The following is a 13,175-nucleotide window of genomic DNA, read 5'->3' on the forward strand; positions in this document are numbered from 1 at the left end:
ATCACGGTGCCGCGCGCACTGATTCGGGCTTGACGACGTCCGGTTCCAGATAGACGGTGCAGGCGTTCGAGGCGGCGGCGCGGATGCGGGTGTCGGCGGCGTCGATGGCTTCGCCGACCTGGCTGATGTCGAGGCCGGGCCGCATCGCGATCTTCGCGTTGACCAGCAGGTCCTCCGGGCCGAGGTACTGGGTCTGGATCCGGATGACGTGCACGATGCGCGGGTCGGCGAGCAGGGCGGCGCGAATCGCGATGTCCTCCTTGGCCGTCGCGCCCTCGCCGATGAGCAGGCTCTTGGTCTCGATGATCAGCACGACCGCGTTCACCCCGAGCAGCAGGCCGATGAGCAGGGTGCCGACGCCGTCCCACACGCCGTTGCCGGTGAGCACCGACAGACTCACGCCACCGAGGGCGAACAGCAGGCCGACCAGCGCGCCCATGTCCTCGAGGAGCACCACCGGCAGTTCGGGATTGCGGGTGTTGCGGATGAAATGCCACCAGGAGTGCTTGCCCTTCAACGGCGCCGACTGCTTGCGCGCGGTGCGGAAGCTACCGCCCTCGAGCGCCATCGACACCAGCAGGATCACGATCGCGACGGCGGGTGACTCGATCTCGTGGGGGAACCGGATCTTGTGGATCGCCTCGTTCACCGCGAACAGGCAGCCCATGGTGAACAGCACCAGCGCCACGACGAACGAATAGAAGTACCGGTTGCGCGAATACCCGAACGGATGCAGCGTGTCGGGGTCCTGCTCGGCCCGGTTGCGCCCGACCAGCAGCAGCGCCTCGTTGCCGGTGTCGGCCACCGAGTGCACGGCCTCGGCCAGCATCGACGACGAGCCCGTGATGAACGCGCCGATGAACTTCGCGATCATGATGCCCGCGTTCGCGGCGAGCGCGGCCAGGATCGCGACCTTGCTGTCTCCACCTTCGGCGGCCATGCCACCGAACGGTACCCGCCGCCCCTGCCCCGGCCGCCCCGCTCGCCGACCGTGTCGGCCCACGTACGCCGATCGCCGCCGCCCCGGACGGGACGACGGCGATCGGTCAGGGCAGAGAGATCAGACGGACTGGGTCCGGTACAGATCGGGCTCGAGGTAGATCAGCCGGGCGGTGGGCACCGCGGCGCGCACCCGCACCTCGGCCGCGTCGATCGCCTCGGCGATCTCGGCGATGTCGAGGTTCGGCGCGATCGCCACCTTGGCGGCGACCAGCATCTCGTCCGGGCCGAGGTACTCAGTCTTGAGGTGGATCACCGAGGTGATCTTGGCGCCGTCGACCAGGTTCTCGCGGACCGCGCGATCCTGCTCCGGCGTGGCGCCCTCACCGATCAGCAGACTCTTCATTTCCACGATCAGCACGATCGCGATGACGCCGAGCAGGATACCGATGGCCAGGGTGCCGATGCCGTCGTAGATCGGGTCGTCGGTGATCATGGTCAGCCCGACCGCGCCGAACGCGAGGACCAGACCGATGAGCGCGCCGGTGTCCTCGAGCAGCACCACCGGCAACTCGGGGCTGCGCGAGTTGCGGATGAACCGCCACCAGCTGGCATTGCCCTTGAGCGGCCTGGATTCCCGCACCGCGGTGATGAAGCTGAAGGTCTCCAGGCCGATCGCGATGCCGAGGATGACGATCGCGACGATCGGCTGACTCAGCTCCTCGGGATGCTGGATCTTGTGGATGCCCTCGTAGATCGCGTACACCGAGCCGAGGGTGAACAACACCAGCGCGACGACGAACGAGTAGAAGTAGCGATTGCGCCCGTATCCGAACTGGTGCAACTCGTCGGCGTCCTTGGCCGCGGCGCGCTGTCCGTACAGCAGCAGGCCCTGGTTCGACGTGTCGGCGACCGAGTGCACCGCCTCGGCCAGCATCGATGCCGATCCCGTGATCGCCGCGCCGATGAACTTCGCCACCGCGATACCCGCATTGGCCGTCAACGCGGCGAGGATCGCCTTCTTGCCACCACCAGCCGACATCTGCCCGCCCTTCTGCTTCGCTCTACACGCTCGTGCCCGCAACAGCCTAAGGGTGTCGTGGCGAAAAGTGCGCGTCGGCGTCAGTTCCCGGTGCCGACGCAGGCGCTGAAAAGCTGCGCGGGCCCGCCGATCGCGCGTGCCTTGATGTCGGTGTCGGCCGCGGAGATCCACGCCGCACCGCCGCGGGCGACGGTGAGCACGCGCCCGTTCTGGGACAGCTCGACGGTTCCCTCGGTGCACAGCACGATGCCTGGCCCGGCATCGGCGAGCGCGACCGGCTCGGCCTCGGCGGACAGGTCGAACCGGCACAGCGCGAACTCCGGTGCGGGCGTGCGGTATCGCACGCTGCCGTCCTCGCCGAGCGCGGGCTCGATCACCGGCAGTTCGATCGGCTCGAAGTCGAGCACCCGCAACAGTTCCGGCACGTCGACGTGCTTCGGGGTGAGACCGCCACGCAACACGTTGTCGGAGTTGGCCATGATCTCCACGCCGACCCCACGCAGGTAGGCGTGCAGGTTGCCCGCGTCGAGATACAGGGCCTGGCCGGGTTCCAGCGTCAACCGGTTCAGCAGCAGCGCCGCGAGCACGCCCGCGTCACCGGGGTAGGCCTCGGCCAGTTCCAGTGCGGTGCGCACCTCGGGGGTGAACTCGCGCGTGCCCTTGCCGGACAGGTACCGCACACAGCCTTCGAGCACCGCGGGCAGCAGGGTCGACAGCGCGGCGGGCGGCAGCGTGATCCAGGTGGTGAACAGCGTCCGCAGCCCGGCCGAATCAGGCTGGGCGGCAAGCAGTTCGGCGTAGATGTTGAGGCCGGGCACGTCGAGCGCGCGCAGCAGGTCCACGGTGCGGTGCGGGTCGCGGAAACCGGCCAGCGCCTCGAATCGATCCAGCGCGACAACGAGTTCCGGCTTGTGGCTGTCGTCGCGGTAGTTGCGCATGGGGGAGTCCAGCGGCACCCCGGTGCGGTTCTCCCGCTCGAAGCCCGCCCGCGCCTGCGCCGAGCTGGGATGCGCCTGCAGCGACAGCGGTTCCTCGGCGGCCAGGATCTTGAGCAGGAACGGCAGCCGGGTACCGAAGGTGTCGGCCACCGCGCCCAGCTCACGCGCCGGGTCGGCGGCGACCACCTCGAGCAGCGAGCGGGTGCCCTCGGCGGCCTTCACGTGCGCGGGGTCGGCGGGATGCGCGCCGAACCAGAGTTCGGCCTCGGGATGGGCCGACGGCACCGGCCGACCGCACAGCCGAGCGAGCGCGGTGCGCGAGCCCCATGCGTAGGAACGCAGCGCACCAACGAGTTCCTGCACTAGTAGTGTCCCCCGTCGTGGTAGCGATCCGGGGGCGCGGTCGCACCGCGCGCGCCCGTCAGTCGGAGATAAGCGGCGGCCATGTCCAGCCGCAGCGCGAGCACCGCCAGTTGCTCGATCTCGCTGCCGTGCCCGCCCCCTGCGGCGGACGCGGCAGCGGCGCTGTCGGTGCTCGGCGTGGCCCCCGGCCCGGCGAGCTGGTCCTGCAGCACGTCGACATCGGCGTGCACCAGATCGGCGTCGACGAGCCCACCGCCCGCGCCGTCGAACACCGCAAGCTTGCGCCGGACGGCGGCCTGATCGGGATGCACACTCAGCGCGAGCACCCGCACCCGGTCGACCGGGGCGGGTCCGTCGAGTTCCTCGTCGTGGAACAGCGGATCGAAACCCGGTGCGGAGCCGCCCGCGGCCTCGGTCAGCCGGCCGACGGCGGCGATGGTGTCGGCCAGGTCGGCGGCCGCGGCCAGCCTGCCCGCCGACTGCAACAGCACCTCGGCGCCGTGCCCGGCCAGTTCGGCCGCGGCCGGTGAGTCGCCGGCCAGGACGACGCCGACGCCGAGCATGCGCGCGGCGAGCGTCTTGGCGGGATTGTGGAAAACCTCGTTGTGCGGGCCGTCGCGCAGCGCCTCGGCGTCGAGCACGTCGGCCAGCGCCGTCAGATCGGGCGTGGCCGGCACGCTGCGCTGGGCGTCGATGCCGCGCAGCACCGCGATGCCGACGGCCAGGAAGCGCAGCAGCCGATTGTGGTCGAGGACGGGCACGCGCGGTTCGAGGACGATCGCGCGGCCTGCCGCTACCGCGCGCAGCGGACCCTCGTTCGGCGCCGCGATCACCACTTCGGCGCTGCGGCGCAGCGCCCGGTCGACGGCGTCGATCAGCCGCGGATCGCCCGCGTCGTCGCCGGCGACCAGCACCACGTCCAGCGGGCCGACCCACGGCGGCAGCGAGGTGACGGGCACGATCGGCAGCCCGGCCCGGTCACCGAGGGTGGCGACCAGCAGCCCGGCGGCGCGGGCCGCCCGGCCCGAACCGGAGACGAGGACCAGACTGCGCGGACGCAACTCGGACAGACGTTCGGTGAGCGAGGTTTCGGCGACCGCCGCGGCCGTCGCCCGCACCTGAGCGCCACCCGAAGCCGCCGAACGTAAGGCGCCGCCGGTGTCGGCTGCCTCCAGCGACGCGGCATCGTCGAGGTCGAATACCGGTGTTCCAGCGATCATCGCCGATCCCACCTCCCCTCATCGCGCTGTGTCGTCTGCCGGCGAGCCGTCGGCGAATACAAGGTCTGTGATTCCACTATTCCAGTCAGGCGCGGACGATGCCCAGGATCTCGGTCACGAGTTCGTCGACTTCAGCCTGCGATCCGGCTTCGACGTTGAGACGAAGCAGCGGTTCGGTATTCGAGGCGCGCAGATTGAACCAGGCATGGGCGCCCAAATCGACGGTCACGCCGTCGAGACGGTCCACCGAGACGGTTCGGTCGGCGAACGCGTCCAGCACCGCCGCGGTGCGCTCGGCGGCGTCGGCGACGGTCGAGTTGATCTCGCCGGAGGCCGCGTAGACGTCGTAGGCCGCCATCAGCTCCGATACCGGACGCTGACCCTCACCGAGCGCGGCCAGCACGTGCAGCGCGGCCAGCATGCCCGAGTCGGCACCCCAGAAATCACGGAAGTAGTAGTGCGCCGAGTGCTCGCCGCCGAAGACCGCGCCCGACGACGCCATCTCCTGCTTGATGAACGAGTGCCCCACCCTCGTGCGCACCGGCTTGCCGCCGAGCTCCTCGACCAGCTCGGGCACCGCGCGCGAGGTGATCAGGTTGTGGATGACGGTCGCGCCCGGCTCCTTGGCGAGCTCGCGCTGGGCGACCAGCGCCGTGATCGCCGACGGGGAGACCGGCTCGCCGCGCTCGTCGACGACGAAGCAGCGGTCGGCGTCGCCGTCGAAGGCGAGGCCGATGTCGGCGCCGCTGCGGCGCACCAGCGCCTGCAGGTCGACCAGGTTCTTCGGGTCCAGCGGGTTGGCCTCGTGATTGGGGAACGAGCCGTCGAGTTCGAAGTACAGCGGCACGATGGTGATCGGGCCGAGCGTGCCGAGCACGGCGGGGACGGTGTGGCCGCCCATGCCGTTGCCCGCGTCGACCGCGATGGTCAGCGGGCGGATGTCGTCGAGGTTCACCAGCTCGCGCAGGAAGCTCGCGTAGTCGGCGAGCAGATCGGTGGTCGTCGCGGTGCCGGGAGCGCCGTCGTAGGCGGGCACGCCGTCTACGACCTCGGCCGCGATGGTGGCCAGCCCGGTGTCCTGGCCGACGGGCAGCGCGTTCGCGCGGCACAGCTTGATGCCGTTGTAGCGGGCCGGATTGTGGCTGGCGGTGAACATGGCGCCGGGACAGCCGAGCTTGCCCGAGGCGAAGTAGAGCTGATCGGTGGAGGCAAGCCCGATATGCACCACATCGAGGCCCTGGGCCCGCACGCCGTCGGCGAAGGCCGCCGCCAGTCCGGGGGAGGACTCACGCATGTCGTGGCCGATCACGACCCGGGTGGCGCCTTCTTCGCGCATCAGCCGGGCGAACGAGGCGCCCACGTCCTTGACGAACCCCGTGTCGATCTGTTCGCCCACCACCCCGCGGACGTCATAAGCCTTGATCACGGCGTTCACGAGTTCGCCAGAGCGCGCGACAGTCGTCATAGGTCACACCCTATCCGGCGCGGAGAGTATTCAGGCTCCACGGGTCAGGGGTGAGGCGGCTACGGATCCGGGAGGACTCGGAGGTGGCCGCGGCGGCCGGTGCGGGTGGTGCGCGGCGCGGCGGGCGTGTTGTCGCGGTAGCCGGGCTGGTCGGCGTCGGCGGGGCGGCGGCGCAGGCCCGCTTCGCGCACGGCCTCGGCCAGTGCGGTCAGGTCGTCGTCGTCGGGAGTGCTCGAGGAGAATCCGCCTTCGTGGCGCACCAGTTCCCAGCCCTTGGGGGCGGTGATGCGGCAGGCGTGGGTTTCGCACAGGTCCCAGGAATGCGGTTCGGCGACGGTGGCCAGCGGTCCGACGACGGCGGTCGAGTCGGAGTACACATACGTCAGCGTCGCTACAGCCGGGTTCTTGCAGCCGGGTCGGCAGCAACGACGCATGGGGATCACGACGTCGAGATTAGCCCTCCGGCCCGCAAAAGTGGATACGGACACGCGGTGATACGCGCCCGTTATCGGCCGCCGCGCTACTCGGGTTCGGGATCGATCAGGTCCGGATCGACGCCGAGATAGGTCGCGATCTGCTGGACGAGCACCTCGCGCAGCAGATCGACGAGATCGTCGGGATCGGCGGCGCGCAGCTCCAGCGGCTTGCGGAACAGCACCACCCTGGCGCGGGTCGCCGCTCCGTGCCGGTCGACGCCGGCGGGGATCAATCGCGACAGCGGCACCGGCCCGTCGGCGACCACCTCGTCCGGCCAGGTGACCGAATCCGGGTGCAGCGGACGGATTTTCGGTACATCGTCGACGGCGATGTCGAGCTTGGTGAGCCGGTCGTGCCAGCGGGTGTCCAGCGGGGCGAACGCCTCGAGCACGAGCCGGTCGAATTTCTGCCCTCTGGTGCGCCACGCGGGAACGGTGGGCGGGAGCATGGGTCCACGGACGCCACGACCGCGGCGGGTCACCGACCGTGCGGTGGGGGCCGGGGAATGACGCCGGGAACGTGCCATGGGAACTCGTCCACCTTTCTCGCGCGTGCACCTCGTCGTGCCCGTCGAACCGGAGGACGGCGCGACTACTGGGCGTTCGCCCGAAGCACCGACGTACTGCGCCTGCGTGCTCCGGGCTGGAGCCTCAGAGTCTACTTTCGAACATTCTCTTAACCGATTCCGCGCTTCAGCCTGCGACGCTCTCGTTCCGAGAGACCGCCCCAGATGCCGAAACGCTCGTCGTGCGCCAGTGCGTACTCCAGGCACTGATCGCGCACCTCGCAGCCCAAGCAGATGCGCTTGGCCTCACGGGTCGAGCCGCCCTTCTCGGGGAAGAACGCCTCGGGGTCTGTCTGCGCGCAGAGAGCGCGTTCCTGCCACTGCTCTTCGATGGACTCGAACATCTCGTCGAAGCCCGTCACGACCAGACTCAGCCGGGGAGCCGCGACTTCGCTTACCACGTCCGGTTCCGGCCAGCTCTCCTCGGCGCAGACAGCGTGAGCTGCGCCTGCTGTGGAATCGGTCGGCGAGACCATGTTTTCGGTCATCGTTCCGCCTCCTCACTATGTGTTAGCGCAGAATGATTCTTTCCGTCGGACCAACACACACCCCGACGGCCCAACACCGCGACGTAGTCTCGCGGGCTTCCCCGAACCTGTCTTCCGGCGAGCCAACACCCTCTCGCAAACGCCCCCGCGCTATGTCTTCTCGCGGTGACCGGAATGACATGTCTGTGATTAGACACGCCGCACTTGCCGGTGGTCAACCCGCCGTCACCCTTCCGTTACACTCCGCACCCGCCTTTCGTGTTGATCTTGTTATGTGCTGTGGCAAATGACCAGCAACTTTGTCGGAATTCGCCGCGAAATCACCCGGCAACCGGCACCGCCTAGGCTGTGACGCTGTGACTGCACAACACGCGGTGCGCGAGCCCAAGATCGCCGTTCTGGTCGGCGGCGTCGGCGGTGCACGGTTCCTTCAGGGCGTCAGGCGGCTACTGCCCGACGCCGATATCTCGGCCATCGTCAATGTCGGTGACGACGTCTGGATGCACGGGCTTCGTATCTGCCCCGACCTCGACACCTGCATGTACACCCTCGGTGGCGGCATCGACACCGAGCGCGGCTGGGGTCACGCGAACGAGACCTGGCACGCGAAAGAGGAGCTGGCGAAATACAACGCCCAGCCCGATTGGTTCGGCCTGGGCGACCGCGATATCGCCACCCACCTCATCCGCACCGAGATGCTGCGGGCCGGATATCCGCTCTCCGCGGTCACCGAAGCGCTGTGCAATCGGTGGCAGCCGGGCGTGCGTTTGATCCCGGCAACCGACGATCGCTGTGAAACCCACGTCGTCGTCAGCGATCCCGACAACGCCGGCGAACGTCGCGCGATCCACTTCCAGGAATGGTGGGTGCGGTACCGCGCGGCGCTCCCGACCCACGGATTTGCCTCGATCGGCGCCGAACAAGCCTCCCCGGCCCCAGGTGTGACCGAAATCATAGCCGCTGCCGACGCTGTGTTGCTGGCCCCCTCGAACCCCGTCGTGAGCATCGGCGCGATCCTCGCCGTGCCCGGAATCAGGGGCGCGCTGCGCACCACCGAGGCCAAGGTGATCGGCCTCTCGCCGGTGATCGACGGAAAGCCGTTGCGCGGCATGGCCGATGAGTGTCTGTCGGTGATCGGCGTCGAGTCCACCGCCGAGGCGATCGGGCGGCACTACGGCGCCCGATCGGCCACCGGCATCCTCGACGGCTGGCTGGTGCACTCCACCGACACCGCCGAGGTGCCCGGTGTCGAGGTGCGCAGCGTGCCGCTGCTGATGACCGACCCCGAGGCGACGGCCGAAATGGTCCGTGCCGCACTGGAATTGGCAGGAGTGAAGGCGTGAGCGTGCTGCCCGACCACGCGGCCGACGAGCTGCGGATCCTCCCGGTCACCGGCTTGCCGGAGTTCCGGCCCGGCGACGACGTCGCCGAACACCTTGCCGCACAGGCGCCGTGGCTGGCCGACGGTGACGTCGTCGTGGTCACCAGCAAGATCATCTCCAAGGCCGAGGGCCGCATCGTCACCGCGCCGACCGACCCCGAGGAGCGCGACACCGCTCGCCGCAAGCTCGTCGACGAGGAGGCCGTGCGGGTGCTCGCCCGCAAGGGCCGCACCCTCATCACCGAGAACCGCCTCGGCATCGTGCAGGCGGCCTCCGGCGTCGACGGCTCGAATGTGGCCGAGGGCGAACTGGTGCTGCTGCCCACCGACCCCGACGCCAGCGCCAAATCGCTGCGCGCAGCACTGGCCCAGCGGCTCGGGGTGGATGTGGCCGTGGTCATCACCGACACCATGGGCCGGGCCTGGCGCAACGGCCAGATCGACGCGGCCATCGGCGCGGCCGGGCTGCGCGTGCTGCACGACTACGCGGGCGCGGTCGACGGACAGGGCAACGAACTGCACGTCACCCAGGTGGCCGTGGCCGACGAACTCGCCGCCGCCGCCGATCTGGTCAAGGGCAAGCTCGGCGGCGTTCCGGTCGCGGTGGTGCGGGGGCTGGTCACCGACGACGACGGGTCGAGCGCGGCGGCACTGCTGCGCGGCGGCATCGACGACCTGTTCTGGCTCGGCACCGCCGAGGCGATCGAGCGGGGCCGCAAAGAGGCTGTGCCGCTGCGTCGTTCCGTGCGCGCCTTCGCCGACGAGCCGATCGACCCGGAACGGATCAGGGCGGCCGTTGCGGCCGGGCTCACCGCGCCCGCGCCGCATCACACCCGGCCGGTGCGCTTCATCTGGCTGCGCAAGCCGAAGCTGCGCGCCCAGCTGCTCGCGGCCATGGCCGAGCAGTGGCGGGCCGATCTCACCGCCGACGGGCTCGAGCCCGAACGGGTGGAGCGGCGCGTCGCGCGCGGGCGCATCCTGTTCGAAGCTCCCGAGGTGATCATCCCGTTCTGTGTACCCGACGGCGCGCACGCCTATCCCGACGCCCGTCGCCAGGCGGCCGAGCAGACGATGTTCACCGTCGCGGTCGGCGCCGCCGTGCAGGGTCTGCTGGTGGCGCTGGCCGCCGACGGTCTCGGCAGCTGCTGGATCGGGTCGACGATCTTCGCGCCGGAGATCACCCGCGACGTTCTCGGCTTGGACGAGGACTGGATGCCGTTGGGCGCCATCGCGATCGGTCATCCGCTCGACGAGCCGGCCCCGCGCACCGTCGGCTCGCCGGGCGCGGGCCTGGTGGAGCTGTGAGCTCGGAGTCGCTGCACGCGTCGGCGACCGAGCTGCTCACCGCCTGGCAGCCCGAGGCCGGGCCGGACCGCTCGCTGCGGGAGGCGATGCTCGCCTTCCTCGGCTCGGCGCCGAACGGGTGCCTGCGCGAACACGCCCCTGGCCACATCACCGCCTCGGCGATCGTGTTGTCGCACGATCGCCGCGAGGTGCTGCTCACCCTGCATCCGCGGGTGGGCCGCTGGATCCAGCTCGGCGGGCATTGCGAGCCGGGTGACGAGACGGTCGCCGACGCCGCGCTGCGCGAGGCGGTGGAGGAGTCGGGCATCCCGGATCTACGGCTGACGCCCGGTCTCTACGGCGCGCAGGCGCACCCGATCACCTGCTCGCTCGGCGTGCCGACCCGACACCTGGACCTGCTGTTCGAGATCGTCGCGCCGCCCGGTGCGGTGCCGGTGCGCAGCGCCGAATCGGCGGATCTGCGGTGGTGGCCGGTGGACGGGCTACCGGCTGGCGCCGACGTGTTGCTGATCCCGTAAAGGCCGCTGAATCCTTCGCTGACCTGTGATGACAGCGACCGTGTCCAGGTGGGCGCGGTCGCTGTTTCGTTATCCGACTGTTGCAGCTTTACAAATCCGCGAATTTGTCTAGACGTCGGACAATTCGGGACCTATCGTCTGTGACAGAGAGTTACGCACATCACAGGTGTGAAGTGTGTCGCAGGATGGAGACGACGATGTCGACAGATGCCAACGCGTCCGAACAGCGGGTGGCGCCCCCGCAGTGGCGCGATTCCAAACGCTATCTCTGGCTGTGGGGCCTCTTCGCCCCGACGGGCCTGTTCACGATCGCGATCCCCCTGATCTGGGGCCTCAATCAGCTCGGCTGGCATCGCCTCGCCGAAGTGCCGTTCTGGCTCGGACCGGTGCTGGTGTATCTGGTGATCCCGCTGGCCGACCTGTTCTTCGGTCCCGACGGCGACAACCCGCCGGACGAGGTGATGGAGTACCTGGAGAACGACAAGTACTACCGGTACCTGACCTACCTGTACCTGCCGTTCCAGTACGCCTCGCTGATCTTCGCCTGCTACATCATCACCGCCGACAACCTGCACTGGCTCGGCTTCCCCGGTGGCGCGAACGTGGTCGACAAGATCGGCATCGCGATCAGCGTCGGCATGATCGGCGGCATCGGCATCAACACCGCGCACGAACTCGGCCACAAGAAGGTCCACCTGGAGCGCTGGCTCGCCCGCGTCGCGCTGGCGCAGTCGTTCTACGGCCACTTCTACATCGAGCACAACCGTGGGCATCACGTGCGTGTTGCCACGCCGGAGGATCCGGCCAGCGCCCGCATCGGCGAGACCTTCTGGGCGTTCTGGCCGCGCACGGTGGCCGGCAGTTTCCGCTCCGCCTGGCACCTGGAGAAGGAGCGTCTGCACCGGCTGGACAAGAGCCCGTGGACGCTGCGCAACGACGTGCTCAACGCCTGGGCGATGTCGGTGGTGCTGTGGCTGGGCCTGATCGCGGTCTTCGGCATCGAGGTGCTGCCGTATCTGATCCTGCAGGCCGTCATCGGGTTCAGCCTGCTCGAGTCGGTGAACTACCTCGAGCACTACGGCCTGGTCCGGCAGAAGACCGCCCGGGGGCGCTACGAGCGGCCAGCGCCCGAGCACAGCTGGAACAGCGACCACATCGTCACCAATATCTTCCTGTACCACCTGCAGCGGCACAGCGATCACCACGCGTACCCGACCCGGCGGTATCAGACGCTGCGCAGCTGGGACGGCGCGCCGAACCTGCCCAGCGGCTACGCGAGCATGATCCTGCTCGCCTACTTCCCGCCGATCTGGCGCAAGGTCATGGACAAACGCGTGCTCGCGCACTACGGCGGCGATGTCACCTTGGCCAATATCGAACCCAAGCGCCGGGAGAAGGTGCTCGCACAGTACGGACAGGAGAATCAGGCATGAGTGCGTACCGTTGCCCGGTCTGTGATTATGTCTACGACGAAACGAAAGGAGCGCCGCGCGAAGGATTTCCGGCAGGCACGGCTTGGTCGTCGGTACCCGACGACTGGTGCTGTCCGGACTGCGGGGTGCGGGAGAAGATCGACTTCGAGGCGGTAGGAGTATCGCAGTGACCGAGTACAAGCTCTACCAGTGTGTGCAGTGCGGTTTCGAATACGACGAGGCGCAGGGCTGGCCCGACGACAACATCGCCCCCGGCACCAAGTGGGAGGACATTCCCGACAACTGGACCTGCCCGGACTGCGGCGCGGCCAAGTCCGACTTCTTCATGGTCGAGATCGAACGTTCGTGAGCGTCGCGGGCACTCCGCGCACCGGATCGCGCATCCCGTACCAGGAGGCGGCGCGGGAACTGCTGCGCACCTCGGTCCTGGACGGGATGCGCGAGCTGCTCACCGAGCGTGATTGGTCCAAGATCACGCTCGGTGACGTCGCGGCCAGGGCCGGCGTCAGCAGGCAGACGCTCTACAACGAGTTCGGTTCGCGCGCGGGTCTGTCCCAGGCCTACGCGCTGCGCCTGGCCGACGAACTCGTCGATCACGTCCGCGAGGCGCTCGACGACAATGTCGGCGACGCCCGCGCCGCCATCCGGGTCGGCATGACCGGGTTCTTCTTCGCCGCCGCGGCCGACCCGCTGGTGCGCTCGCTGCTGGCCGGGGAGATGAAGCCGGACCTGCTGCGGCTGATCACCCTCGACGCGGGCCCGTTGCTCGAACACGCCACCGCGCGGCTGGCCCATGTGTTCCAGCACAGCTGGGTGAACGCGACCGACGAGGAGGCCGATGTCATCGCGCACGCGCTGGTGCGCATCGCGCTGAGTTACATTCCCAACCCGCCGGTGCCCGAACGTGACGCACCGGCGGAGATGAGCGCTCTGCTCAGCCCGTACGTGGAGGCGATCGTGCAGGTACGAGGACTCCGACCCCCCGGCGGTGACGGCGATCACTCCGGTGCGTGAGCGGCTCTGATTCGCCACCGTGTAACC

General features: G+C 69.1%; 15 protein-coding genes. 7 read left to right on the top strand and 8 right to left on the bottom strand.

The window, feature by feature from the left end:
* Position 1 precedes the first annotated feature (1 nt).
* The 8 genes from IEY60_RS10715 to IEY60_RS10750 form a co-directional block, all read right to left on the bottom strand.
* The gene (locus IEY60_RS10715) at positions 2-940 is read right to left on the bottom strand and encodes a cation diffusion facilitator family transporter (RefSeq protein ID WP_189026595.1); all 939 of its coding nucleotides are present in this window, start codon (positions 938-940) and stop codon (positions 2-4) included.
* A 120-nt stretch (positions 941-1,060) separates the two neighbouring features.
* Positions 1,061-1,981, bottom strand: a complete 921-nt coding sequence (locus tag IEY60_RS10720) for a cation diffusion facilitator family transporter (RefSeq protein ID WP_189026598.1) — start codon at positions 1,979-1,981, stop codon at positions 1,061-1,063.
* Between the two features lie 80 nt (positions 1,982-2,061).
* Positions 2,062-3,282 carry a mannose-6-phosphate isomerase, class I gene (gene manA, locus IEY60_RS10725; protein WP_189026600.1) on the bottom strand — a complete coding sequence of 407 codons (1,221 nt, stop codon included), beginning with the start codon at positions 3,280-3,282 and terminating at the stop codon, positions 2,062-2,064.
* Complete coding sequence (locus IEY60_RS10730; RefSeq protein ID WP_189026602.1) at positions 3,282-4,502, bottom strand: tobH protein; 1,221 nt, start codon at positions 4,500-4,502, stop codon at positions 3,282-3,284. The genes manA and IEY60_RS10730 overlap by 1 nt, the downstream gene beginning before the upstream one ends.
* An 85-nt stretch (positions 4,503-4,587) precedes the next feature.
* Entirely contained in the window at positions 4,588-5,967 is a 1,380-nt protein-coding gene (locus IEY60_RS10735; protein ID WP_189026604.1) for a phosphomannomutase/phosphoglucomutase, read from the bottom strand.
* A gap of 59 nt (positions 5,968-6,026) precedes the next feature.
* Positions 6,027-6,401: a DUF3499 domain-containing protein gene (locus tag IEY60_RS10740; RefSeq protein ID WP_195826244.1), complete on the bottom strand. Its 375-nt coding sequence runs from the start codon at positions 6,399-6,401 to the stop codon at positions 6,027-6,029.
* 86 nt (positions 6,402-6,487) lie between these two features.
* Positions 6,488-6,970 carry a metallopeptidase family protein gene (locus IEY60_RS10745; RefSeq protein WP_194497705.1) on the bottom strand — a complete coding sequence of 161 codons (483 nt, stop codon included), beginning with the start codon at positions 6,968-6,970 and terminating at the stop codon, positions 6,488-6,490.
* Positions 6,971-7,119: 149 nt separating this feature from the next.
* Positions 7,120-7,353 carry a WhiB family transcriptional regulator gene (locus IEY60_RS10750; RefSeq protein ID WP_133733920.1) on the bottom strand — a complete coding sequence of 78 codons (234 nt, stop codon included), beginning with the start codon at positions 7,351-7,353 and terminating at the stop codon, positions 7,120-7,122.
* Positions 7,354-7,853: 500 nt separating this feature from the next.
* Here IEY60_RS10750 and cofD point away from each other — a divergent pair, with 500 nt between their 5' ends.
* From cofD to IEY60_RS10785, 7 genes are all read left to right on the top strand, one after another.
* A complete protein-coding gene (gene cofD / locus IEY60_RS10755) occupies positions 7,854-8,840 on the top strand; it encodes a 2-phospho-L-lactate transferase (protein WP_229739701.1) in 987 nt (328 codons plus the stop codon).
* On the top strand, positions 8,837-10,183 hold the full coding sequence (locus IEY60_RS10760; RefSeq protein WP_189026608.1) for a coenzyme F420-0:L-glutamate ligase: 1,347 nt from the start codon (positions 8,837-8,839) through the stop codon (positions 10,181-10,183). The genes cofD and IEY60_RS10760 overlap by 4 nt, the downstream gene beginning before the upstream one ends.
* The gene (locus IEY60_RS10765) at positions 10,180-10,701 is read left to right on the top strand and encodes an NUDIX hydrolase (RefSeq protein WP_189026610.1); all 522 of its coding nucleotides are present in this window, start codon (positions 10,180-10,182) and stop codon (positions 10,699-10,701) included. The genes IEY60_RS10760 and IEY60_RS10765 overlap by 4 nt, the downstream gene beginning before the upstream one ends.
* A 197-nt stretch (positions 10,702-10,898) precedes the next feature.
* The gene (locus IEY60_RS10770) at positions 10,899-12,134 is read left to right on the top strand and encodes an alkane 1-monooxygenase (protein WP_189026612.1); all 1,236 of its coding nucleotides are present in this window, start codon (positions 10,899-10,901) and stop codon (positions 12,132-12,134) included.
* Positions 12,131-12,304: a rubredoxin gene (locus IEY60_RS10775; protein ID WP_189026614.1), complete on the top strand. Its 174-nt coding sequence runs from the start codon at positions 12,131-12,133 to the stop codon at positions 12,302-12,304. The genes IEY60_RS10770 and IEY60_RS10775 overlap by 4 nt, the downstream gene beginning before the upstream one ends.
* Positions 12,301-12,483: a rubredoxin gene (locus IEY60_RS10780; protein ID WP_189026616.1), complete on the top strand. Its 183-nt coding sequence runs from the start codon at positions 12,301-12,303 to the stop codon at positions 12,481-12,483. Before IEY60_RS10775 ends, IEY60_RS10780 begins: the two co-directional genes overlap by 4 nt.
* Positions 12,480-13,148: a TetR/AcrR family transcriptional regulator gene (locus tag IEY60_RS10785; protein ID WP_229739702.1), complete on the top strand. Its 669-nt coding sequence runs from the start codon at positions 12,480-12,482 to the stop codon at positions 13,146-13,148. The genes IEY60_RS10780 and IEY60_RS10785 overlap by 4 nt, the downstream gene beginning before the upstream one ends.
* Positions 13,149-13,175 lie beyond the last annotated feature (27 nt).

The sequence above is a fragment of the Nocardia rhizosphaerihabitans genome (assembly GCF_014646295.1).
GTDB classification, from domain to species: domain Bacteria; phylum Actinomycetota; class Actinomycetes; order Mycobacteriales; family Mycobacteriaceae; genus Nocardia; species Nocardia rhizosphaerihabitans.

What these genes read in the sequence shown, in the direction of transcription:
- IEY60_RS10715 (WP_189026595.1), bottom strand. Translation starts at nt 940, where the DNA reads ATGGCCGCCGAAGGTGGAGACAGCAAGGTCGCGATCCTGGCCGCGCTC.
- IEY60_RS10720 (WP_189026598.1), bottom strand. Translation starts at nt 1,981, where the DNA reads ATGTCGGCTGGTGGTGGCAAGAAGGCGATCCTCGCCGCGTTGACGGCC.
- IEY60_RS10730 (WP_189026602.1), bottom strand. Translation starts at nt 4,502, where the DNA reads ATGATCGCTGGAACACCGGTATTCGACCTCGACGATGCCGCGTCGCTG.
- IEY60_RS10735 (WP_189026604.1), bottom strand. Translation starts at nt 5,967, where the DNA reads ATGACGACTGTCGCGCGCTCTGGCGAACTCGTGAACGCCGTGATCAAG.
- IEY60_RS10740 (WP_195826244.1), bottom strand. Translation starts at nt 6,401, where the DNA reads ATGCGTCGTTGCTGCCGACCCGGCTGCAAGAACCCGGCTGTAGCGACG.
- IEY60_RS10745 (WP_194497705.1), bottom strand. Translation starts at nt 6,970, where the DNA reads ATGGCACGTTCCCGGCGTCATTCCCCGGCCCCCACCGCACGGTCGGTG.
- IEY60_RS10750 (WP_133733920.1), bottom strand. Translation starts at nt 7,353, where the DNA reads ATGTTCGAGTCCATCGAAGAGCAGTGGCAGGAACGCGCTCTCTGCGCG.
- IEY60_RS10770 (WP_189026612.1), top strand. Translation starts at nt 10,899, where the DNA reads ATGTCGACAGATGCCAACGCGTCCGAACAGCGGGTGGCGCCCCCGCAG.
- IEY60_RS10775 (WP_189026614.1), top strand. Translation starts at nt 12,131, where the DNA reads ATGAGTGCGTACCGTTGCCCGGTCTGTGATTATGTCTACGACGAAACG.